Raw genomic sequence first — 22,323 nt, forward strand, 5'->3', positions numbered from 1 at the left:
GATAAATATGACATGGTCATACTGGCGGGTACCGCCATTTGTAACCAGTATTTTCTTCGTACTAGGCGTTTTAACATTATATTGGGTGATTTTAAATTGGATGATTTCGTGGGTCCATCGGCATCACATTAAGATTGCTGATGACATGCTGAACGCGTGGTTTGATGTGATTTACATGTTATTATTTGTTTTTAGCATGCAATCGCTAATCGTTGGCACGTCCATTAGTTGGCAATTCATGAACTTTCAAATTATTGCGTTGATATTTTGCGGGTACTTTTTAAATATCCATTTGCGTTACTACGCGTTGCTTCCCGTTGTATTAGTCTTTATGGTGTTTAACCACTCCATATTCTACTGGCAGTCTTGGGGTCACGCGACCACGTTGCTCTTATTTTTCTGGTCGTTGAATTATGCGCGTATCCATTTTCAGAAGCACCGGTACGCTTGGACTTACTATATGCTGGTTACAACGTTTTTTGGTGGCATGCTGTGGGTCTGGATGAAACTTAAGTTTAACCTAGACTGGACGACCTTTTTCCAAGAATGGATCTACCTGATTATTTTCGAAGTCTTATTATATGGGTACGTCACAATGCTCACAAATGATAGCGAACTCAAATTGCGGTTAGCAAAGTTTGCGAATCACGATGCGCTAACACAGACTGAAAACTACGGTGCGTATACTAGTGAAATTGAAGGGTTGTTTGGTGATAGCACTAAAAATCACTTGAACTTATCCATGATGATGTTTGATATTGATCATTTTAAACATGTTAACGACACCTATGGTCACTTGGCGGGTGACCGGGTGTTACAACACGTTGTAACGGTTGCTCAGACCGTGATTGATGAAAACGACCCGAGAGTTAAACTGTATCGAACCGGGGGTGAGGAATTCAACATTGTCTTTCCGGGATACGATTTTGCTAGCACGACAACGATCGTTAATCAGATTTTCACGGCGATTAATAACTTAGACGTCAAATTTGATGATCAGCAGATTCCAATTTCAATTTCAGTTGGTGTCTCATCATTATCATGTGATGACGAGACTGATAATGATTTCTATAATCGAGTCGACCAAAATTTGTATCACTCCAAACGTAACGGGCGGATGCAAATTACGACGGCTTAATGATAGTGTTAGAACTTATCTAAATACCCATCCTTAACTGGTTGAATGACCAGTTAAGGATGGGTATTTTTATGACTAATTAGGGGACTCAGAAGTGATTATGGCGTTAAAATGAGTAAACTTAAATTTAAGCAACATTTTTACTTGCGATTTCTCATTTAAAGCGACATAATTAGCACTGTTAGTGTAGTTGCTCTTTAGAAAACAATGAATTTACGCTTAAAACATTTACTAATGAAGTTAATTAATATTAATTAATACGTATTTGTTAGCAATTTACATACAAGGGAGAAATTGATTATGAGAATTAGTGCAGAAGTGGAACGACAGTTTTTGGAATCAGTGTTTAAGGCCCAAAAGTTTAGTGCAAAAGATGGCGCGTTATTGGCCGATACGTTAGTTGATGCTGACTTACGGGGGATTTCTTCTCATGGGATTCAGCGACTCGCTTGGTATTCAAGAATGATTAAAGACCATACTTTGGAACCAGAACGCCAGCCTAAAATTTTGAAGGAAACACCAACGAGCTTACTCGTTGACGCAAATAAGAGTATGGGACAGATTGCGTCCGCCTTCACAATGGAAAAATTGATTGAAAAGACTAAGCAGATGGGGGTCTCTTTAGCCGTCATTCGTAACTCTAATCACTTTGGGACGGCCGGTTACTACTCACGGATGGCCTGCAAAGAAGGGTTGATTGGGATTTCAACGACGAATACCCGTCCGTTAGTCGTTCCAACAAACTCACTGGAAGCCTTCTTAGGGTCGAACGCCCTGGCATTTACGTTCCCAGCAGACCCACACCCATTCGTTTTTGACGGTGCAACCGCCGTTGTTTCAAGTGGTAAGATTCAGGTCCTAGCTAAAAAGGGTGAACAAATTCCTGGTGACTGGGCCGTGGACGAAAATCGGAACGTGTTACACGATGCTAAGACAGTCGAAGACAACTTGGCTAAGATCGCCTTTTCAGAAGACCGTCCCGGTGGTGGGGTCCTCACGTTAGGTGGCCAAGATGAAGTCAACTCTAATTACAAGGGCTTTGGTAATTCACTCATTATTGAATTGTTGACTGGGATTTTGGCCCAAGGTTCCTTATCTGCGGATACTAACAAAGGGAAGCACGACTTCAGTCAGTTTTTCATGACTATCGATCCAGCGTTGTTTGGAGATTTGGACGTCCTCAAAGCTAACGCCACGAAGATGTTCGACCGGATCCGGCACTTGAAGCACTTACCAGGGACGAAGATTATGATTCCTGGTGACCGCGAATACCGCCACTATGATGAAAACCTTGAACAAGGCGTTTCGATTGATGAGACGACTATCGCTGAAATGCAGGCCGTGGGTGACGAGTTTGGTGTCACCGTCCCAACGGAAGAGACCGTTGAAGACTAAGCTTCAGTTTAAGAATTGAACGAATTAAAATAAAACGGATGATGCTTGAAAAAGGATCATCCGTTTTTTGTGAGCAATAAATTCAAAAATAATGAAAGCGCTTAAATTAATATGCTCACTTCCACACAAACAGGTGTATAATCGATAGAAATGAGCCAAAACGGAGGAATTCATCATGACTGATACAACGGTATGTCAGCAGTTTGATCGGGTCGTACGGCAAATGCCAGCTAAAGAACGGGTTGCATTTTATCATTTCTGGCAGGCTTTTTTGGATTCGCACTTAGAACAATTGATTAACAAGTATGATTGCTCGGACGTTTATGAATTGGCAACACATCATCCCACAGTTTACCGCGAGTGGATCGCTCAGTTTAAGGGCGTCTTGTACGCGCACGGGGTCAACGAGCACTATGTTGACCACATGGCATACGATGATGCAGGGAACTTGAAGATTGAAAAATCCCGCGGCACGTTGACAATTCCGGTTGGTGTTTAAGCTAAGTATTACGGTAGACACTGATGATATGCGGTCGTGGGACCGGTTCAAGCCTGAGAGACGTCTTGAACCTCGTCCGGAACACTTACAAAATGCGCAATTGTCCCGAACCGTCCGTAGTGTAAGGCCAAAAAATCATTGGCCAAACGCCACCTTCACGACCGGTGTCATCAGTGTCTACCTCAGCTTACCCAGCAAAAATAACAATGATAAATTTATTGTGAGCGCAGTCGGGTAGCTTTGCCGACACAGCACACCAAGGCTGCCCGACGAAGCGGAAAACGAAAGTATAAAAAAAGATCGCGATTTTAAAATCGCGGTCTTTTAAATTGCATTATTTAAGTGAGCTTGATGAAGATGAGGTTGAAAGGTATGAAGATAAGATATCCTTCAAATCTTTATCCTTGATTGAAACGTTCCCACTCTTAAGAACTTTAGAAACAACGTTGTGCAAGACGGTTGAGTCGCTCATGTCGTTGTTCCAGATTTGGTCCTTCAAATCCTTCGTGTGATCAGACATCTTACCCTTACCAGGGTTCTTGATCATGCGAATGATTTCGTAACCGTTCGTGGTCTTAACTGCAGAAGTCGTGTATTCACCATTCTTCAGCTTGAAGGCGGCGGTCAAGAATTTAGATGATTGGGTTGTGTCGGTGTTGTCAAAGGCAGCCATCTTCCCACCATCGTTCTTAGTCGTCGTATCCGTTGAATACTTCTTAGCTAACTTGGTGAAGTTAGCTTGACTGGAATCTTTCTTCAATTCCTTCAAAACAGTGTCAGCAGTTGCGCTCTTAGCAACGAGAATATGTTGAACCGTTACCTTAGGTGAGTAAGACTTCCATTGCTTCTTCAAAGCAGCGTTAGAAATCTTAACCTTGTCTTTAACGGCTTCCTTCAATAACAAGTTAGAACGAAGTTGTTCCTTGAAGGTCTTAGTTGTCAAACCGTTTTGTGATAAGACGGTTGCAAATGAAGAACTACCGTATTGAGACTTGTAAGTGTTGTATTGCTTGTCAACAGACTTACTTGAAACCTTTGACCCGTATTCCTTTTCAAGAACTTTGTTCAGGATCATTTGTTGCAAGACTTGCTTACCTGAAGAAGTTCCCTTCATACTACTGTAATATTGGCTTTCAGTGATTTTACCACCGGAAGTTGATGCAACTGTCTTGCTACCACAGCCAGCCAACGTAAACGTCAGTAACACTCCGGCAAAGGCAATAAGCCATTTTTTCATACCAAAAACACATCCTATTCTTGAAATCTTCTGCTCTAGCAGACTTACCAGACTACTATACCATATCTGACACGGCTTCTGCAGTTCGTTGCAAATCTTTACAAAATTTTCAGAGAATTCACAACCTCTTCACAACTGTAACGCTTTGATTATTTTTTTAAAACGATTTGCAAATGCAAGTTCACCAAATTAAACGGTGGCTGTCAGGCTTACGGCCCAGGAGAGGTTTACTAATTCGCCAAACAATCAGGCTAGCAAAAAAGCCAACCGACAGCTGAAAAGCGGTTAGTTGGCTAAAATTTACTTCTGGTCACCACTCAAATGGTCGAGGGTGGCTTGTAAGTGATCCGCGTGTTTTTGGAGCAACGCCACGTGGGGTTCAATTTTAAATTGGAACTTATCAATATCAGTTTGAATATCATCGAAAACTTCGGCTGCGTGTTGCAATTCAACGTTTAAGTTGCTAGTTGCGTCACCAAAGTCTTCTCTGGCAGTTTGTAGGTCATCAGCCGCATCCATCACGTCTTGAACGTAACTTTTAACGTCGTGATAAACATCTTTAGGCGTCTTACGATTGATCAACATGTACGCAGCGGCGCTGAGGCCAATCCCAATCAGACCGTTACGAATAAATTTTGCCATATTCAATCGGCCTCCTAGTTTTGCAATTCTGCCTTAATGGCATTTTGTAAACGGGTGTAGTCAGTTTCGTCATACTTCTTAGCGTTATCTTTAAAGATCATGCGGAAGTCATCCTTGTCACTGTAACGTGGAATCAGATGGAAATGGGAGTGAAAAACGGATTGGTACGCAACCGCACCGTTGTTGTTCACAATATTCATCCCAATAATCCGGTCGTCAGAGGCTTTGATGGCCCTGGCGATTTCAGGAATCCGGGCAAAGACTAAGCTAGCTAAGTCGCGGTCGTAACCAAAAATATCAGCAACGTGCGTCTTAGGAACGACTAAGGTATGACCTGGCGTGCCTTGTGAAATGTCAAGGAAGGCCTTGACCATGTCATCTTCGTAGATCGTGTAGCTAGGAATGTCACCCTTAATTATTTTACAAAAGATACAATCGTCATCGAGTTGCGGTTCAAAAGCGTTCATTCAATAACACCTTCTAGTTTAAGATTTAGTTTAATTAATCTGTTATTTCCATTATACACTAATCTAAACATCCCAATCAAAGGGGAGTTGGCACCGGTTGCACTTGCCTAGGGTGACGTGGTAAAAGAATGCGCGGGCCTATGCTATAATGGATGCACTTATCCCATACAGAAAGAGGTTTACACCATGGCATTAACGGTGAGTCACTTAGTCGGTGGCTATTCACAAATTCCAGTTTTAAAAGATATTAGTTTTGAAGTCCGTCCCGGCGAATTAGTCGGTCTGATTGGGCTTAACGGTGCTGGTAAATCAACGACCATCAATCATATCATTGGGTTGTTAACACCGATGAAGGGGAAGATTGCGCTAAATGACGTGACGTTAGCCACTGATCCCCAGGCCTATAAGGCACAGATTGCCTATATTCCAGAAACGCCAATCTTATATGAAGAGTTAACGTTAAAAGAGCATTTGGAAATGACCATGTTAGCGTATGGCTTGGATCAAAAAGCCGCGTGGGAACGCGCAAACGATTTATTAAAGATCTTTCGGTTAGATAATAAGTTGGATTGGTTCCCAGCCAACTTTTCTAAAGGAATGAAACAAAAAGTGATGATTGTGTGTGCGTTCATTACTAATGCAAAGTTGTTTATCATTGATGAACCATTCTTAGGGCTTGACCCGTTGGCGGTTCATGACTTACTGCACCTCATTAAGACCGCGAAGGAAAACGGGGCGGGCGTCTTGATGTCGACCCACGTTTTGGATACCGCTGAAAAAGCCTGTGACCGTTTTGTGTTACTGCATTCCGGTGAAGTTCAGACGCAGGGGACCTTTGCAGAAATTAAAGCCAACTATCCGGATGCCGGGGACTCCTTGAATGACATTTACCTCAGTTTGACAGGGGTGACCCGTGATGAATGAGTTATACCGAAACCGATCGCAACGTCATTTGCGACAAATGTTGCGGTACTTACGGTTAGTTTTTAACGATCATTTTGTGATTGCATTAATGTTCTTTGTCGGTGGTTTAGGGTTGACGTATTCCAATTGGCTAAAAACGGTTGGGCCCAAGGATACGTGGATCATTGCCATCGTTGGGCTTATTTTGTGGGGTGGCTTAGGAATTGGCCGGGTGGCAACGTTGCTGGAGCCAGCCGACACGGTTTTCTTACTCCCGCGGGAGCACGACCTTCACGGTTACTTAGTTCACGCTTGGCACTACAGTTGGTGGCTTGCACAGATCGTCCAAGTCTTCCTAGTCATCGTAACAATTCCGTTACTAGTATTAGTTGATAAAATTTCGGGGATTGCGTTGTTAGCGTTACTCGTGACTCAATTGGCTTTAAAAGATAGCCAGATGACGTTAGCGGTAACGCATTTGTACCGGTTAAGTCCGACGATGAAACGGTGGTCCAAACCGGCCAACTGGTTGGCAGCGCTAGTAATTCTTGCCCTGGGACTGGTCGTATCACCTTGGCTTAGCCTCGTGCTTGCGCTAGGGCTAGCTGCCGCACAACGGGTATGGCATCAGCGGTTATGGCCAAAAAGTGTTGTGGCTTGGCGGGATGACGTTAAGTTGGAAGCCAACCGCATGTTGGGGATTTACCGCTTCTTCAACTTGTTTACGGATGTGCCAATGGTTCAAGGAACCGTTAAGCGGCGTCGTTACCTCGATTGGCTATTGCGGTGGTTGCCAAAGGATCAAACCCATGCGTTTGGCTATTTATTTAGTCGCGGGATGCTTCGGGGAACCGAATTTAGTGGCTTAGTCGCGCGATTAACCGTAATTGGCGCTATCTTGCTGTATTTCAGTGGTCATGGCTGGTTGGCAATGGCGTTAGATGTCGTTTTTATCTACTTAATTGGGTTTCAATTGTTGCCGTTTTATAAACGTTACGATAATATAGTTTTTACGCACATTTATCCGCTAGCCGTTAAACAACGGTTGGCTAACTTTCAACGATTACTAACGAACGTGCTCAGTGTCACGGGAATAATTTTTTTAATCGCTTTTTGGCTAAGCAACGCATCGTTAGCTCAAGTCGGGATTTTGCTAGTCATTAACGTGATTGAAATCTATCTCTTAGTTGCTTGGTACGCAAAGCTCAGACTAGCTTAGAATGCCGACGTAACAACGGTTAAAAAGGACTTGACGGGAGCCGTTTTGGTCTTTAGAATGTGATTGTTAAGTAAGTTGAATGACGGAAATAAATTTTTTTGAGAGGAGTGGGGCTGATGGATTTCGAACTTGATGACGGCTGGGATATTTATCCAATTTATGGGAATACGAACAAAGCTTTCATGGGCAAAAAAGATCACCAACGATTGTTCCTAAAACGAAATGCTTCGCCGTTTTTAGCGGCGCTGTCGATGGAAGAAATTACCCCGCGATTAATCTGGACGAAACGGATCTCGAGTGGCGACACGTTAACTGCCCAAGAGTGGTTGAATGGTCAAACTTTAACAAAGCAACAAATGCGTTTGCCTAAAGTGGCGCATTTATTGGCACGTGTGCACAATTCCAAGTTGCTTCATCGGATGTTAACTAAGGTCGGTGGCCAGGTCGTTTCACCCCATGATTTTATTCGTGAGTATTTACAGGACTTACCTGATGATTTACGTCAGCACCCGCTAATGACTAACGTTTTAAGCGAGTTAAAAGGGACGTTACCAACGTTACCCGTCGCTGACTATCGGGTTTGTCACGGTGATTTAAATCATAAGAACTGGCTATTGTCCGACCACCGCCAATTGTACTTGGTGGATTGGGATTCGGCGCGATTTGCCGATCCGGCCTCAGATATTAGTATGCTCCTTTGTGAGTACATCCCATTACCCGACTGGCAAAAGTGGTTTGAAGAATATGGTGAAACCATGACGGCCGATTTGCGGACCCGGGTTGTCTGGTACGCAAAAATTAATTTATTACTGAATATTAAAGATAATTATTATCGCAACCAGTACCACCAAATGAATCATGAGATTATTTTCTTAGAAGAACTTTCTCAGTACGAAGTTTAATAGGCTTGAACCGAGCGCCGCGGGTTCCAATCGGAATTCGCGGTTATTTTATGCCAATAATTAAGGAGTTATTTAACGTATGCGTGTAAGAAATAAACCATGGGCACCCAAATTAATTGCTGCCCATCCGGAGTTCATTACAGAAGATCCAGCCCAGCTCAAAGGGCAGTGGCAAAGTCGGTTTGAAAAAGAACAACCGCTACAAATTGAAGTTGGGAGCGGCAAGGGCCAATTTATTATTAATATGGCCAAACGCCATCCCGAAATTAATTACGTGGCGATTGAAATTCAAACATCAGTAATTGCGGTGATTTTGAAGAAGTTGGTGGAAGAACCACTACCTAACTTGCAATTAGCACACGCTGACGGTGAAGCCGTGACGGCGTTCTTTGAACCACACGAAGTGGACCGGGTCTACTTAAACTTTTCTGATCCGTGGCCTAAAGCGCGTCACGAAAAGCGCCGTTTGACGTATAAGACGTTCTTACAGTCTTACCAAGAAGTTTTAAAGCCGAATGGGCAAATCGAATTTAAGACCGATAATCGCGGCCTGTTCGAATTTTCACTGACTAGCATGAATAACTACGGCTTGCACTTTGAACAGGTCTGGTTGGACTTACACGCGGTTGTGACGCCCGAAGAGAACGTTGAAACAGAATATGAACAAAAATTCAGTGCCAAGGGTCCGATTTACAAAATCATTGCGACTTTTCCAACTGAAAAATAAGCTTTCAAAACACCCCGTTCAGAAATTTCAATTTAATTTCTGAACGGGGTGTTTTTCTTTTGGTTTAAATTCTGATCATGGCTGAAACTTAGGACATGCTATAATCTTTTTAAGAAAATCAGGCTAAAAAGGTGGTGGTCAGCGTGTTTACGGATAAATTTGAATTATCAAGGTACGATGAAAAATGCCTTATTGATCACAATCTCACGCGACTAGTTTATACGACCGGTAAGTTTGAGGGCTTATCAACGACGCTGGCACAAACCGATGCAATTATTCATCGTTTTGAGGTGCGGGACGTCTCGCCGGAAGATCAGGCGACGGTGTTAAACCTGAAGCGTGGGTATCAGTTCTTGATGGATCATCAGGCTAGCGACGTTACGATTGCTGATATTTTAAAAATTAATCAGATCGTTAAGGGTGAACAAGCGAACTCGGGGAAGTTCCGTACCGTCGAGGTTCAAGTCCCGTTAACGAATGCTGTTTGGGTGCCACCAATACCGGGTGAACAGACAACGCGACGTGTTCAGAAAATCTTGAACGCCGACAAGTCAGCAATTGAGCGCGCATTAGAACTAAACTTGAGCTTGTCGCGCTGGCAACTATTTGTGGATGGTAATAAGCGAACGGCTTTGATTGCTGCTAACTTAGTGCTCGTCCAAGCAGGAGCGGGGATTTTAATGATTCCTGAAGGCAAAATGCACTGGTATGGTTCTCAGCTGGCAAAGTTTTATCGGACCAATAAGATGATTGGGCTCAAGCAATGGTTGTATGACAATTGTTTGTTTGGCATGTAGCGGTTTAAACAAACTGTGAGTATGTTAAGCTTTGAATGAGTCTCGTAGTTTGGAGGAATAATTATTATGACAGAACAGTTACCACGCCAAATTAAAGTTGTCTGGCGCTACGCTGCTGGGATTAGCGGTGCGGTTGGCTTACTCATTAGCGCAGGGTTATGGGTGGCATCCGTGTATTGGCATTGGTGGTTGTGGCTATGGATCGCCGCAATCATTTTAAGTGTTTTGGACGTTATCGTTGAGTTAGCCCTGATTCCGTACCGGTACGCTTTTTGGCGGTACCGGATTACTGATAATGCCGTTTATTTAAAAAATGGTGTCATTTTCCAGCATGAAATTACCGTACCAATCAGCCGGATTCAAAACGTGACGTTGGCGGCCGGACCCTTATTGCAATTGAACAAGCTACAGTCGGTGACCGTTGAAACGGCGGCATCTGGCTATAAAATTGACGGGGTCACGAGCGACGTGGCGGACCGGTTACGGGATCGGATCATGGCTTTAGCGCAGGAGGCCCGGAATGAAGCCTAAGCGGTTAGCCTGGCCCGCGTTTTTACAGTTGCTATGGCAGACGGGTCAAAACGTCATATTAGTGGTCATCGTGGCCTTTCTCTTATTGAGTAAGCTACACTTGTCAGACGGGATGATGCAACTCAGCTTCATTGGCCTAGTCATTTTTATAATCTTATTGTTTCTGTTAGCGGTGGTGCGTTATTGGCGCTTTAAGTACGTGGTTGCGCCTGATGGGGTAACGATTCAGCAAGGAATTTTTGTCCGCCAAGTCACGCACATTCCGTATGATAAGATTCAGACCATTCAGCATAAACAGTGGTTTTACTTGCGGCCGTTTCACTTAGAAAGTTTGACGCTTGAAACGGCTGGCAAGACAGACAAAAAGGGTGAGGGTCAGTTATTGGCAGTACCACAATCCGTCGGTACTTTAATTGACCATTACCGGCATGGTGAGCCCGTAGATGATGGCTCAGCCGAAACCAATGTTGTTGATCAGCCGGGTGAAGTATTGGGTTATCAGATTAATGCACGGGATTTAAACGCGTATGCGATTAGTTCACTCGGTGTTGTGCCCATCATTTTAGTGCTCGGGTGGTTATACGATAAGGGTCATAAATTACTACCACAACGGGATCTAAGTGCGGTGGAACATCAATTAGTAGCGTTGCGTGGGACGATTTTGATTGGGATCGTCGTCGGTGTTTTGTTACTCGGAATCTTGGCGTCATATTTAAACGTGATCCAACGGTATTATCGCTTTACGTTAAGACGCGAAGAACAGCTGTTAACGATGACGCGTGGTTATTTTCAACGCAACGAAGTCAACGTACACGTTGATCGAATTCAGGCCGTTCGCTTTAAGCAAAACGTGCTCCGCCAGTGGTTACACCTCAGCACAGTCCAAGCACTGACGGCTGGTCAGGCGGGCGAAGATGAGGACGACGATACGTTAGTGCTCCTGCCAGTCGTTAAAACGGCGGCAGCGTATAAGGTATTGGCGCCATTCATTGATTGGTTGCCAACGGAAGCGCCGAAATTAACACACGTTGCCGTTAAACAACGGTGGCATTTTAGCCGCAATAGCGGGTTGTTGTGGCTGGCAGCCTTAGCTTTAATAACTGGCCTTATTCAGTGGTGGATTCCCCAGTTTACGATGGGAGTCCTGTTGAGTTGGCCGGTGTGGTTGATCATTGCGTTTGCTCAGGGGCGGTATGCGAGCCGCAATACGGCAGTCGCCGTCATGACCCCAGAATTATTAGTGTTGCAAACGGGTTCGGTATTTACCCGTGAACAGGTTGTCGTGCCGCGGGTGAAAGTCCAGTCAGTGGAAATTGCGCAAACGGTGTGGATGAAGAAGGCCCATTTAGCCCATTTATCGGTTCAATTGCGCTCCGGTAATCACGGTAAAGCAATTGAGGTACGCTATTTGGACGCTGAAGTGGTCCAGCGGATTCAAACGTGGTATTTACCATCAGAAAATTAATTGGAATAATGAAAAATGGATTCTCGAAATCACAAGTGTGGTTTCAAGAATCCATTTTAGTCAATCGGTCGATCGCTTTGGCGGTCGTAATTTTGCCAGTCTTTTGTCAGAAAGGCGTAGCACTGTTCCAAATTATCGCGGTGCGACCGACAGTAGATAATCTTAAAAATTTCGTAGAGTTCGTGATTGAAGTGGTAACAACAGTAGGCAACAAGCAAACCTGCTAGCGCAAATTCCCAGAAGGGGGCGCCACGACTTAGTAAAAAAGCGAGTGAAGAGATTAAAACGAGGATGCTTACGACGGCATTTTCGCGTTTATTGCGCTTAAGGGCGTGTTGAATATCAGTTGCGGTTGATAAGGCAGCCTGATCGACGTCTTTAACGGCCCATTTTCCTTCTTTAAATGAGGATAGGACCACAAAGGCGTGAAACGGAATAACGTATTTTCGTCCGTAGGCAACCAGCCAAATGAGAAAGACCACGGCTAATTCAAGTAATGGGAGGACAAACATTGAGAAAGCTTCTTTCTATAACTATTTTTATCAATAAATTCAGTGTAGCACAGCTATTTTTCCGGTGGTTAGTTTAGTACACCATCATTAAGACATGAAAAATGGGTTCTTGAAAACCAGCACGTGGTTTCAAAGACCCATTTGTTAATTTTTTAAATTAAAGACGGTAAATATCTAAGATACTTCCCGTGTTGGCATCGGCTAAAAATTCGTATTGAACGAGTTGACCGTCTTCGTAGCGGGTGATGCCGCCATAGTAGACGTCGGTGCGTAGGGCGAATTTTTGTAACGGGGACTTTTTCATTTCAATCCAGGAGCCCTCAATCGGAGCTTCTTTTAGGAAGGCCCGTTTGACCTGATTTAAAATCTGGTTGGGGGTTGGTCGGCGCAACCGTTTTAATAGGCCGCCAATGGAAAAGCCTCCGGCGATACCAGCCATTCCAACTGCTAATAAGCCGCTATATTGTAATTGTTTATTCATGTTGCGTACTCCTTTCGACCAACTTTGGTGGGATTTTTTTGTTCAGATTTAGTATACCAATGATTGACGATAAAACAAAGAAAAGTCATAATTAATCAGTAAGATTTAGTAAAAATACGCTATAATAAAATGTTGAACGCTAAAATGAATATAAAGGGGTTTCCTATGTTAATTACAAGTTATAATCCAACTGAATTAGGCGATACTTTAATCGCTGTTTTACGACCAGATACGGCGAGTCAAAAAGTTGAAACGCACGCAACCGTCACCCGGATTAGTGACGAAAAAACGGATCAAACCCTTGGCTACAATTTCTTTAACGTTTCTGAAACGTTAGGCCAACTTGATGTTAATGGTCAGGTCCATTTAACAGCGGACCAAGTCGACCAATTAAATAATTTATTAAAAACGAATGATTTCGATCCTGAATTAGAACAAGATACTGACCCTAAATTTGTTGTCGGGTACGTTGCATCCGCTGAAGCTCATCCTAAGTCTGATCACCTGCAAGTGACTAAGACTGAGGTTGGGGCGGATAAACCACTTCAAATCGTCAGCGGTTCACCTAACATGCAAGCTGATATCTTAGTCGTTGTGGCTAAGGTTGGGGCGATGATGCCTGATGGGTTAATTATTTGGCCTGGCGAACTACGTGGGGTTGAAAGTGATGGGATGATCGTGTCCGGCCGTGAACTACAATTGCCGAATGCGCCACAACATCCCGGTGCCTTAATTTTACCAGCTGATTACCAGCCAGTCGGGGCGGCGTTTGATTTCAAACGTGCCCAGACATTATTTACCGACTAATTATGTCTACGAAATAGGATGATTGAAAATGAACCATTATGATGGCCCGGCTTTTTTCCGGAAATATCGATTAAAAACACCACAAGTGAATCATTCGGCAGCGGCCAGTCAATCAACTCCTGCCGCGTCGGCCGCGAGTTCGCAGTCGTCACGGGCGACGTCTCAGGCGCCCCGGCCAACGCCGCGAGCAGCACGACCGGTTCAACCAGTGCGCTCAAAAGCACCGGCACGTCCAAAAGAAACTAGTGAACCCACGAGTAACGCACCGTTCAATGGTGGGACGCATGGGTCGTTTCACCCGTCACACATTCCAGCACAATTAACGAATGCGATGACGAACGGTGGGATCATTCGACAAAAGGATGACCAAAACTACCTTGAAATTGAAGTGAGCCTGCATAAAGCGACGGACTCGTTTATGTTGTTTGCGGATGAAGCTAGTGAACACTTACCAGAAGTTGATTTACAACGTCCGCTGACTAAGGCCGTTAACGAAACGGTTCAGTCAACAAGCAATGCCCCAACGGAAGTCTTTGAGCCACACGCTAGCGGGTTTAGTGAGCGACCAACCGAAACTTTTGAACCAACGAGGCCGGCTAGTCAAGCAGCCACGCAGCCAACCAGTGGCCCAACAGTGGTCTTTAAACCAACCCAGTCAATGTCGACAGCTGCGGAACCAGTTGAATCAACTGAACAAAGTGATTTAACTTCAGCGCAGTCTGCCGTTACGGAAGCAGCTAGCGAAGCTGCTGTTCCGGCAATTGCCAGTGCGGCGTTACCGACAGTGGTCTTTGAGCCCGCTGCGGCTGTTCAGCGTGTGCGTCATGAAGTTGCTAGTCAGGCCGCGCAGTCTGCGGCTCCAACGGAAGTCTTTGAACCGACAACACCGGTAATGGCAACGATGCCAGCAGGCCCAACGGTGGTCTTTGAACCAACGCATCCCGTCAGCGCAACTTCTGCGGTGGCCAGTGCGGCTGTGGTTGATCCCCAATCTGAGGCCCGACCTAGTCGCGGCTTAGGGTTGTCATTAGACGCCATTATGAGCGCTGAACACGATGCGCAGTCTGATTTAGCCCTATTTAAGGACCAAGATGAGCCAGCATCTGAAGCACTTTCGGATGAAGCACTTTCGGATGAAGCACTTTCGGATGAGGCGCATTCTGATGAAACCCAGGCGACTACTGAAACCACATCGTCTGAAGCGACTCCGATTCAGTCCTCAGTGGTGGCCGATGATGACGATGAGCCTTATCAACCAGTCGGGATGCGACCAGCACCTGCAGCGGTCAATAAAGCGCCACGGGAACCGGTTGAAGTTATTAAACAGACAAGTTCAGCACCAGTTTCATCTAGTGAACCAGCGCCTGAATCAGCCGTACACACGGGTGATTCTGCGGCGCCAGTTTTGGGTGCCAAGGAGTTAGCGGCGTACCATTTTCCACCGCTCGACTTGTTAAAGGCCCCGGTTATTTTAGATGAATCTGAAATGGACGACTGGATCGAACAGAAGGCGACCGCCTTGGAGGAAACGCTAAGTGCGTTTAAAGTTAACGCTAACGTGGTCGATTGGACAGTTGGCCCAACGATTACCCAGTTCCAAGTCAAATTGGCACGGGGTATCAAGGTCAGCAAGATTACCAACCTCGAAGATGACATTAAGATGGCATTGGAAGCAAAACAGCTTCGCATTGAGGCACCAATTCCAGGCCGTAATACGGTCGGAATTGAAATTCCTAACAAGAAGTCGCGGCCAGTCATGCTCTCAGAGGTGTTAAATTCTAAACCATTCAAGGAAAGCAAATCACCGTTAACGGTAGCGTTAGGGGTCGACTTGTTCGGACAACCACAAGTCACGGACCTGCGTAAAATGCCGCACGGTTTAATTGCCGGTTCAACGGGTTCTGGTAAGTCTGTCTTCATTAACAGTATTTTAGTTTCACTGTTATACCGCGCTAATCCGCAACAGGTCAAATTATTATTGATTGACCCGAAAGCCGTTGAATTAGCACCGTATAACGAGATTCCACACTTGTTAGCACCAGTGATCTCTGACCCTAAGGCGGCTTCAGCGGCCTTGAAGTGGGTCGTCGATGAGATGGACAATCGTTATGATCGTCTGGCTGCTGGCGGGGCACGGAATATTGAACAATTTAACCATTTGGCGGAAGAACACCATGAGCCGGGCTTGAAGATGCCATACATCGTCATCGTGATCGATGAATTAGCCGACTTGATGATGGTTGCTTCTAGTGAATTCCAAGATTACATTGCACGCATCACGGCGAAAGCCCGGGCTGCGGGGATTCATTTGCTAGTTGCCACGCAACGGCCAAGTGTCGACGTGGTTACGGGTGTGATCAAGAACAACATTCCGACCCGGATCGCGTTTATGACTTCAAGTCAAGTGGACTCACGAACCGTCCTCGATACGAGTGGGGCGGAGCAATTGTTGGGTCGTGGTGATATGCTGTACTTAGGCAACGGTCAAAGTAATCCAATGCGGTTGCAGGGGACTTTTGTGGACCGCGAAATTGATGCCATTACACAATTTGTTCGGGACCAAGCCGCACCACACTACGAGTTTCAGCCGGATAATTTGTTGAAGCACGAAGAAGCCGCTAAAAATGAAGACGACCTGATGCCAGAAGTTTTGGCCTACATTGCTGATGAAGACACGATGTCGACGTCCAAATTGCAACGAAACTTTTCGATTGGTTACAACCGGGCGGCTAATATTATTGATGACCTAGAAGCACGGGGGTATATTTCCGCTGCTAAGGGTTCCAAACCGCGTGATATTTATTTCACTGCGGATGATTTAACTAAGATACAAGCCAACTCATAATTTAAATAAAGACCGATTCACCGCTTAATTGATGAATTGCGAACACGGGAGATTAAGATAATAATGGATAAAGCAACGGTTTATTATTTTGTTGGAATCAAGGGTTCTGGGATGAGTTCCCTCGCCTTAATTTTGCATGATAAGGGCTTCCAAGTGGAAGGTTCCGATATTGAACAATACACGTTTACGCAAAAGGGGTTAGCCGCCGCTGGCATTAAAATGCTGCCATTTTCTGCTGACAACATTCACGAAGGCTTAACGGTGATTGCTGGTAATTCCTTTACCGACGAACATCCTGAAATTAAAAAAGCGCGTGCGATGGGTCTTCCCGTTTACCGGTACCATGAATTCTTAGGTAAATTGATGGAAGGTTACACGAGTATTGGGGTAGCGGGAACTCACGGTAAGACGTCAACGACCGGTTTGCTTTCCCATGTCTTGAGCCACATTGCTCCAACCAGCTACTTGATTGGTGATGGGACCGGGAAGGGGACACCTGATGCCCGCTTCTTCGTCTTTGAAGCTGACGAATACCGTCGTCATTTCGTGGCCTATCATCCTGACTATGCCATCATGACTAACGTGGACTTTGATCACCCAGATTATTACAAGGACTTAGCTGACGTTCAGTCTGCATTTGAACAGTTCGGTAGCCAAGTTAAAAAGGGAATCTTTGCTTGGGGTGACGACGAAAGTCTCCGTAAGTTAGACGTTAAAACCCCAATTTATTATTACGGGACTAGCGACCGCGATGATTTCCAAGCGGTCAACATTAAACGGACCACGAAAGGGTCTTCCTTTGAAGTGAAGTATCACGACGAATCCCTTGGTGAATTCGAAATTCCGTTGTTTGGTGAACATAACGTTCTGAACAGTACAGCTGTCATTGCCGTATCTTACTTTGAAAAGGTTAACTTGGATGAAATCCGGCGTGAATTGTTGGACTTTAGTGGGGTTAAACGGCGTTTCTCTGAACACCAAGTTGGTGGCGGGATGATGCTGATCGACGACTACGCGCATCACCCATCTGAAATCAAAGCAACCTTGGATGCTGCTCGTCAAAAGTACCCAGACAAGAAGATTTTGGCAGTTTTCCAACCTCATACCTATTCACGGACGAAGGCTTTAATGGATGGTTTTGCAACGAGCTTAAGCAAGGCGGACCATGTGTTCTTAACGAACATCTTTAGTTCAGCTCGTGAAGAATCTGGCGACGTTTCGTCGAAGGACTTAGCAGCCAAATTACCTAACGGCGGTGAAATTATCACGATGGATGACATGCACGCCTTGGAAGCTTACCACGATGCTGTGGTTGTCTTCATGGGCGCCGGCGACATTCAAAAATACGAAAAACGTTACGAAGAAGAAATGAAATAAGGGCAATTACCCACTGTTCGTTGTAACGCTCAAAAAATCCTTTAGAAGTCTGACTTCTAAGGGATTTTTTAGTAGCTTATGAATATTGTCTTGAGGTTGAAAGCTAATGAAAACTAACCTCTAATCCGGCCGTCGCTGATAACATGCGGTCGTGGGACCGGGGCTAGCCTGGGGAGCGGTCTAGCCCCTCGCCCAGAACAATTGCAAAAAGCGCAATTGTCCTGGACCGTCCGTGGTGTAAGGCCGAAAAATCATCGGCCAACACCACCTTCACGACCGATGTTATCAGCGCCAACCTCCGATTATTCAATAGAAATAACAATAGTAAAACAAATTTTAGCGAAGGCGGGTAGTCTCGGTGTGCTGTGTCGGCAAGATTGGCGGGCGAATTTTGCGCCAATCTTGCGGGACGATTCAAAGACGTGGGGTATCGGCTTTGAATCGAGGGCACAGACCGTCCTGTGGCTGGGCCCCGTTCCCCATAGCACACCGAGGCTGCCCGACGAAGCGGTTAATTTGAGTGGTGTTAAATATAATAAAATCTTATATATTTATCTAGTACAAACCGTTTTACCTTCCCTGACTAATCTGATACACTAGATGACAAGAAAGTTGAGGTGTCTGATTGAGATGGCTAGAGAAGTGCATTTGATTGATAAACTAGCGTGAGGAGGTCACTGACGCTAGGCGTTGGTGGCATCTGAAGACTCAATAAGAGCTTTAACTCGGAATTAATAATCTAATTAAATTTTAGGTGGAAGAGGGATAATCGATGAATAACTTTCAAAATGATCCGCAACCGCGTACGATTAACACCCAGATTGGGCTACGCAGTTTCTTATCCAAGATGTACGGTTTCATGGCGTTGGCAGTGTTAGTTTCCGCTATTACGGCTTACCTGTCGATGACGGTGTTTGCTGAAGCAATTAACAGCGCATTTGCAGCCCACCCATTCTGGTTCCTGATGATTTTCATTGTCAGCATGTTTGTGATGATCGGTGGGATTCAGAAAAACGCGACACGAAATCCTGCGATGAGCTTTACGTTACTAATGGTCTTCGCAGTGGTGTTCGGGGTTGAAATGTCCGTCACGTTGCAGCTGTATACTGGTGCAACGATTGGCGGGGCCTTTGTTGCCGCAACGGCCGTCTTTGGAACCATGGCTGTGGTTGGTAATACGACGAAGCGCGACATCTCTAAATTAGGGACGCATTTGTTTGCCGCTTTGATTGGGTTAGTCGTTGCTTCAATCGTTAACTTGTTCTTACAAAGTGAAATGATCAGCTACATTTTCTCATACATCGGTGTCTTGATTTTCGCCGGGTTATCCATGTGGGATAGCAACAACATGCGGAAGATGTACTTGCAGTATGGTGACCAAGTTTCTTCAACTGGGTTAGCTGTTACCGGTGCTTTACAATTGTACTTGGACTTCGTTAACTTGTTCTTGTACTTCATTCAAATCTTTGCCGGCTCAAGCCGTGACTAATAATTAAAATAACTTTTAGGATTGTAACCAACTGGCTACAATCCTTTTTTAATGGCAAACACTCGTTCAATTTTCTAGGTGCCGAATGCCCGTTTTACCCAATAGTTTGGTACAATTAAAGGTGTACTATGGCTAGTAGTCACTAGCTTTAGCAAAGCAATTGAGGTCGTTTTGGCACCAGCGAACCAGAACAAAACTAGTAATCGAATCTATCAAAACGGGGAGCAAATAAATATGGCAAAAAAATTATTATTGATCGACGGTAACAGTGTGGCGTTCCGGGCGTTCTTTGCGTTACATAACCAACTTGAACGCTTTACTAACGCGGATGGGTTACATACCAACGCCATCTACGGGTTTAACACCATGCTGGACCACATGATCAAGGCCGTTGAGCCGACTGATATGCTCGTCGCCTTTGACGCTGGTAAAACAACGTTTCGAACTAAAATGTTCGATAACTACAAGGGCGGTCGTGCGAAGACCCCGGTTGAATTTTCTGAACAGATGCCATACATCAAGCAACTTTTAGATGCGTATGGGATTCAACACTATGAATTAAAAGACTTTGAAGCCGATGATATTATTGGGACCCTGTCTAAGCAGGCTGACGACGCCGGTTACACGACGACGGTCGTTACGGGTGACCGTGATTTGACCCAGTTGACGACGGACCACACGACCATTGCCGTAACGGTTAAAGGTGTTTCCGAAGTAGAACGTTATACGCCAGAACACGTCCAAGAAAAATTAGGTATCACACCACTGCAAATCATTGATATGAAGGGACTAACGGGTGATACGTCTGATAATTATCCGGGGGTCACTAAAGTTGGTGAAAAAACGGCCCTGAAACTGTTGAAGGAATACGGGTCAATTGAAGGCGTCTACGAAAACGTCGACGCGATGAAGAAGAGCAAGATGAAGGAACACTTAATTGAGGACCACGACTTGGCTACACGTGCTAAGGTACTGGCAACGATTAAGCGTGACGCGCCAATCACAGTTGGCTTGGCCGATCTCGCCTATGATGGGCCAGACATTGATCAATTAGCCGAGTTTTATAGCGCAATGGATTTCCAATCTTTCTTAAAGAAATTGCACGTTCAATCCGATGAACCAGAAAAACCAATTGATTTCACGACGTTAACGTCCGCTAATTTAGGTGAACTGGCGCAATTAGGTGATCAAATCGACTTCTACTTAGAGATGCCGACACCTAATTACCATACGTCTGCGTTTGCCGGGTTTGCGATTGGCGCAAACGGCAAATGGTACGTCAGTCGTGACGTTGAGTTGTTGATGAAGCCAGAAGTGAGTGACCTGTTAAGCAGTACGACGGTCAAAAAAGACGTCTTCGACATGAAACGCACGATGGTTGGGTTACACCGCCTAGGAATCGAATTGAAAACGGTCGACTTTGACCTGTTATTAGTTTCTTATTTGCTGGACACTAACGATAACAGCAATGACTTGGGCAATCTGGCTGAACAACACGGCTACACTGATTTGCCAAGCGACGAAACGGTCTATGGCAAGGGTGTTAAGCGGGCGATTCCTGAAGATGACCAGGTTTTCTTCAGTCACTTAGCGCGGAAGTTAGCCGCCATCGCTGCCTTGAAGCCAGAATTATTGAAGAAGTTAAAGGCTAACGAGCAAGACCCACTTTACGACGATATTGAAAAACCGATGGCCGTTGTCTTAGCACAGATGGAAATGGCCGGAATCACCGTGGACAGTGGTACGTTAAAAGCAATGGGGAGCCAGTTCAAGGAACGGTTGAGTGAAATTGAACAAACCATTTACCATGAAGCTGGCGAAGAATTTAATATTAATTCGCCAAAGCAGTTAGGGCACATTTTATTCGAAGAGATGAAGCTGCCCGTCATTAAGAAAACCAAGACGGGGTATTCAACGGCGGTCGACGTGTTAGAGAAACTAGCACCGGAAGCCCCAATTGTGGCCAACATCTTAGAATATCGCCAGATTTCAAAAATCAACTCGACTTACGTTGAAGGGTTGTTAGAAGCCATTCATTCGTCGGATCAAAAAGTCCACACGCGTTATTTACAAACGTTGACGCAAACGGGCCGCTTGTCTTCCGTAGACCCGAACTTGCAAAATATTCCCGTTCGGCTGGAAGAAGGCCGGAAGATTCGCCAAGCATTTGTCCCTAGCCATGCGGGTTGGCAGATCTTCTCGTCTGACTACTCACAGATTGAATTGCGGGTGCTCGCACACATTACGGGCGACGAGAATATGCAGGAAGCCTTTAAAGAGGGCGACGACATCCATGCGGCAACGGCGATGCGGATTTTTAATATCAGTTCACCAGAAAAAGTGACGCCAAACATTCGGCGACAAGCAAAGGCCGTGAACTTCGGGATTGTCTACGGTATCAGTGATTATGGGCTGTCACAAAATATTGGCATTACTCGTAAGGAAGCAAAGCAGTTTATTGACTCGTATTTCCGCGAATATCCGGGCGTTAAAGCGTACATGGATCAAGTGGTTAAATCCGCCCATGACCAAGGATACGTTGAAACGATTGCCCATCGGCGGCGTTATTTGCCAGACATTAACTCCAAGAGCTTTAATCAGCGGTCTTTCGCTGAACGGACGGCGATGAACACGCCAATTCAAGGGAGTGCAGCGGATATCATCAAGATTGCGATGATCAAGATGCAAGACCGGTTAAAGGCGGAAGGGCTTAAAGCCACGATGCTATTACAAGTCCATGATGAATTGATCTTTGAAGCACCCAAGGAAGAAATTCCAGTGCTAGAAAAATTAGTACCAAGCGTGATGGATTCAGCCGTTAAGCTGGACGTGCCGTTGAAAGTGGAAAGTCACTTTGGCGATACCTGGTACGATGCAAAGTAGGGGGAAT

Annotated in this window: 20 protein-coding genes; 15 read left to right on the forward strand and 5 right to left on the reverse strand. The window is 45.1% G+C overall.

Annotated features, from left to right (window positions below):
• Nucleotides 1-7: 7 nt before the first annotated feature.
• The 3 genes from AAA939_RS03505 (at nt 8) to AAA939_RS03515 (ending at nt 3,032) form a co-directional block, all read left to right on the forward strand.
• A complete protein-coding gene (locus AAA939_RS03505) occupies nt 8-1,138 on the forward strand; it encodes a GGDEF domain-containing protein (protein WP_338230486.1) in 1,131 nt (376 codons plus the stop codon).
• A 300-nt stretch (nt 1,139-1,438) separates the two neighbouring features.
• Nucleotides 1,439-2,533 carry an Ldh family oxidoreductase gene (locus tag AAA939_RS03510; protein WP_338208995.1) on the forward strand — a complete coding sequence of 365 codons (1,095 nt, stop codon included), beginning with the start codon at nt 1,439-1,441 and terminating at the stop codon, nt 2,531-2,533.
• A 175-nt stretch (nt 2,534-2,708) separates the two neighbouring features.
• Complete coding sequence (locus AAA939_RS03515; RefSeq protein ID WP_338208997.1) at nt 2,709-3,032, forward strand: hypothetical protein; 324 nt, start codon at nt 2,709-2,711, stop codon at nt 3,030-3,032.
• 334 nt (nt 3,033-3,366) lie between these two features.
• On the opposite strand, the gene AAA939_RS03520 is transcribed toward AAA939_RS03515, so the two are convergent.
• From AAA939_RS03520 to AAA939_RS03530, 3 genes are all read right to left on the reverse strand, one after another.
• A complete protein-coding gene (locus AAA939_RS03520) occupies nt 3,367-4,269 on the reverse strand; it encodes a peptidylprolyl isomerase PrsA (protein ID WP_338208999.1) in 903 nt (300 codons plus the stop codon).
• A gap of 300 nt (nt 4,270-4,569) precedes the next feature.
• A complete protein-coding gene (locus tag AAA939_RS03525; RefSeq protein ID WP_338209001.1) occupies nt 4,570-4,911 on the reverse strand; it encodes a hypothetical protein in 342 nt (113 codons plus the stop codon).
• 14 nt (nt 4,912-4,925) lie between these two features.
• Nucleotides 4,926-5,378, reverse strand: a complete 453-nt coding sequence (locus AAA939_RS03530) for an HIT family protein (RefSeq protein WP_057705942.1) — start codon at nt 5,376-5,378, stop codon at nt 4,926-4,928.
• Between the two features lie 186 nt (nt 5,379-5,564).
• Here AAA939_RS03530 and AAA939_RS03535 point away from each other — a divergent pair, with 186 nt between their 5' ends.
• The 7 genes from AAA939_RS03535 (at nt 5,565) to AAA939_RS03565 (ending at nt 11,922) form a co-directional block, all read left to right on the forward strand.
• Nucleotides 5,565-6,302, forward strand: coding sequence for an ABC transporter ATP-binding protein (locus tag AAA939_RS03535; RefSeq protein WP_338209004.1), 738 nt, complete (start codon nt 5,565-5,567; stop codon nt 6,300-6,302).
• The gene (locus AAA939_RS03540) at nt 6,295-7,500 is read left to right on the forward strand and encodes an ABC transporter permease (protein ID WP_338209006.1); all 1,206 of its coding nucleotides are present in this window, start codon (nt 6,295-6,297) and stop codon (nt 7,498-7,500) included. The genes AAA939_RS03535 and AAA939_RS03540 overlap by 8 nt, the downstream gene beginning before the upstream one ends.
• Before the next feature lie 116 nt (nt 7,501-7,616).
• On the forward strand, nt 7,617-8,402 hold the full coding sequence (locus AAA939_RS03545) for a phosphotransferase (protein ID WP_338209008.1): 786 nt from the start codon (nt 7,617-7,619) through the stop codon (nt 8,400-8,402).
• A gap of 79 nt (nt 8,403-8,481) precedes the next feature.
• Nucleotides 8,482-9,129, forward strand: a complete 648-nt coding sequence (gene trmB, locus AAA939_RS03550; protein ID WP_338209010.1) for a tRNA (guanosine(46)-N7)-methyltransferase TrmB — start codon at nt 8,482-8,484, stop codon at nt 9,127-9,129.
• Nucleotides 9,130-9,272: 143 nt separating this feature from the next.
• Entirely contained in the window at nt 9,273-9,926 is a 654-nt protein-coding gene (locus tag AAA939_RS03555) for a Fic family protein (RefSeq protein ID WP_338209012.1), read from the forward strand.
• A gap of 66 nt (nt 9,927-9,992) precedes the next feature.
• The gene (locus AAA939_RS03560) at nt 9,993-10,457 is read left to right on the forward strand and encodes a PH domain-containing protein (protein ID WP_420914919.1); all 465 of its coding nucleotides are present in this window, start codon (nt 9,993-9,995) and stop codon (nt 10,455-10,457) included.
• Nucleotides 10,447-11,922 (forward strand): PH domain-containing protein, encoded by a 1,476-nt coding sequence (locus tag AAA939_RS03565; RefSeq protein ID WP_338209014.1) that lies wholly within the window; start codon nt 10,447-10,449, stop codon nt 11,920-11,922. Before AAA939_RS03560 ends, AAA939_RS03565 begins: the two co-directional genes overlap by 11 nt.
• A 56-nt stretch (nt 11,923-11,978) precedes the next feature.
• Here AAA939_RS03565 and AAA939_RS03570 read toward each other — a convergent pair whose 3' ends face one another.
• On the reverse strand, nt 11,979-12,434 hold the full coding sequence (locus AAA939_RS03570) for a hypothetical protein (protein ID WP_338209016.1): 456 nt from the start codon (nt 12,432-12,434) through the stop codon (nt 11,979-11,981).
• A gap of 157 nt (nt 12,435-12,591) precedes the next feature.
• Entirely contained in the window at nt 12,592-12,915 is a 324-nt protein-coding gene (locus AAA939_RS03575) for a PepSY domain-containing protein (protein ID WP_057705932.1), read from the reverse strand.
• A gap of 165 nt (nt 12,916-13,080) precedes the next feature.
• Between AAA939_RS03575 and ytpR the strand changes: the two genes are divergently transcribed.
• The 5 genes from ytpR (at nt 13,081) to polA (ending at nt 22,316) form a co-directional block, all read left to right on the forward strand.
• Nucleotides 13,081-13,722 (forward strand): YtpR family tRNA-binding protein, encoded by a 642-nt coding sequence (ytpR, locus tag AAA939_RS03580; protein ID WP_057705931.1) that lies wholly within the window; start codon nt 13,081-13,083, stop codon nt 13,720-13,722.
• Between the two features lie 28 nt (nt 13,723-13,750).
• Nucleotides 13,751-16,567 (forward strand): DNA translocase FtsK, encoded by a 2,817-nt coding sequence (locus tag AAA939_RS03585; RefSeq protein WP_338209020.1) that lies wholly within the window; start codon nt 13,751-13,753, stop codon nt 16,565-16,567.
• Between the two features lie 63 nt (nt 16,568-16,630).
• Nucleotides 16,631-17,944 (forward strand): UDP-N-acetylmuramate--L-alanine ligase, encoded by a 1,314-nt coding sequence (murC, locus tag AAA939_RS03590; RefSeq protein WP_338209022.1) that lies wholly within the window; start codon nt 16,631-16,633, stop codon nt 17,942-17,944.
• 772 nt (nt 17,945-18,716) lie between these two features.
• Nucleotides 18,717-19,433 carry a Bax inhibitor-1/YccA family protein gene (locus AAA939_RS03595; RefSeq protein WP_338209024.1) on the forward strand — a complete coding sequence of 239 codons (717 nt, stop codon included), beginning with the start codon at nt 18,717-18,719 and terminating at the stop codon, nt 19,431-19,433.
• Between the two features lie 234 nt (nt 19,434-19,667).
• Nucleotides 19,668-22,316: a DNA polymerase I gene (gene polA, locus AAA939_RS03600; RefSeq protein WP_338209026.1), complete on the forward strand. Its 2,649-nt coding sequence runs from the start codon at nt 19,668-19,670 to the stop codon at nt 22,314-22,316.
• The last annotated feature ends 7 nt before the right edge of the window (nt 22,317-22,323 follow it).

Source organism: Lactiplantibacillus paraxiangfangensis (genome assembly GCF_036246185.1).
In the GTDB taxonomy this organism is placed as follows: Bacteria; Bacillota; Bacilli; order Lactobacillales; family Lactobacillaceae; genus Lactiplantibacillus; species Lactiplantibacillus paraxiangfangensis.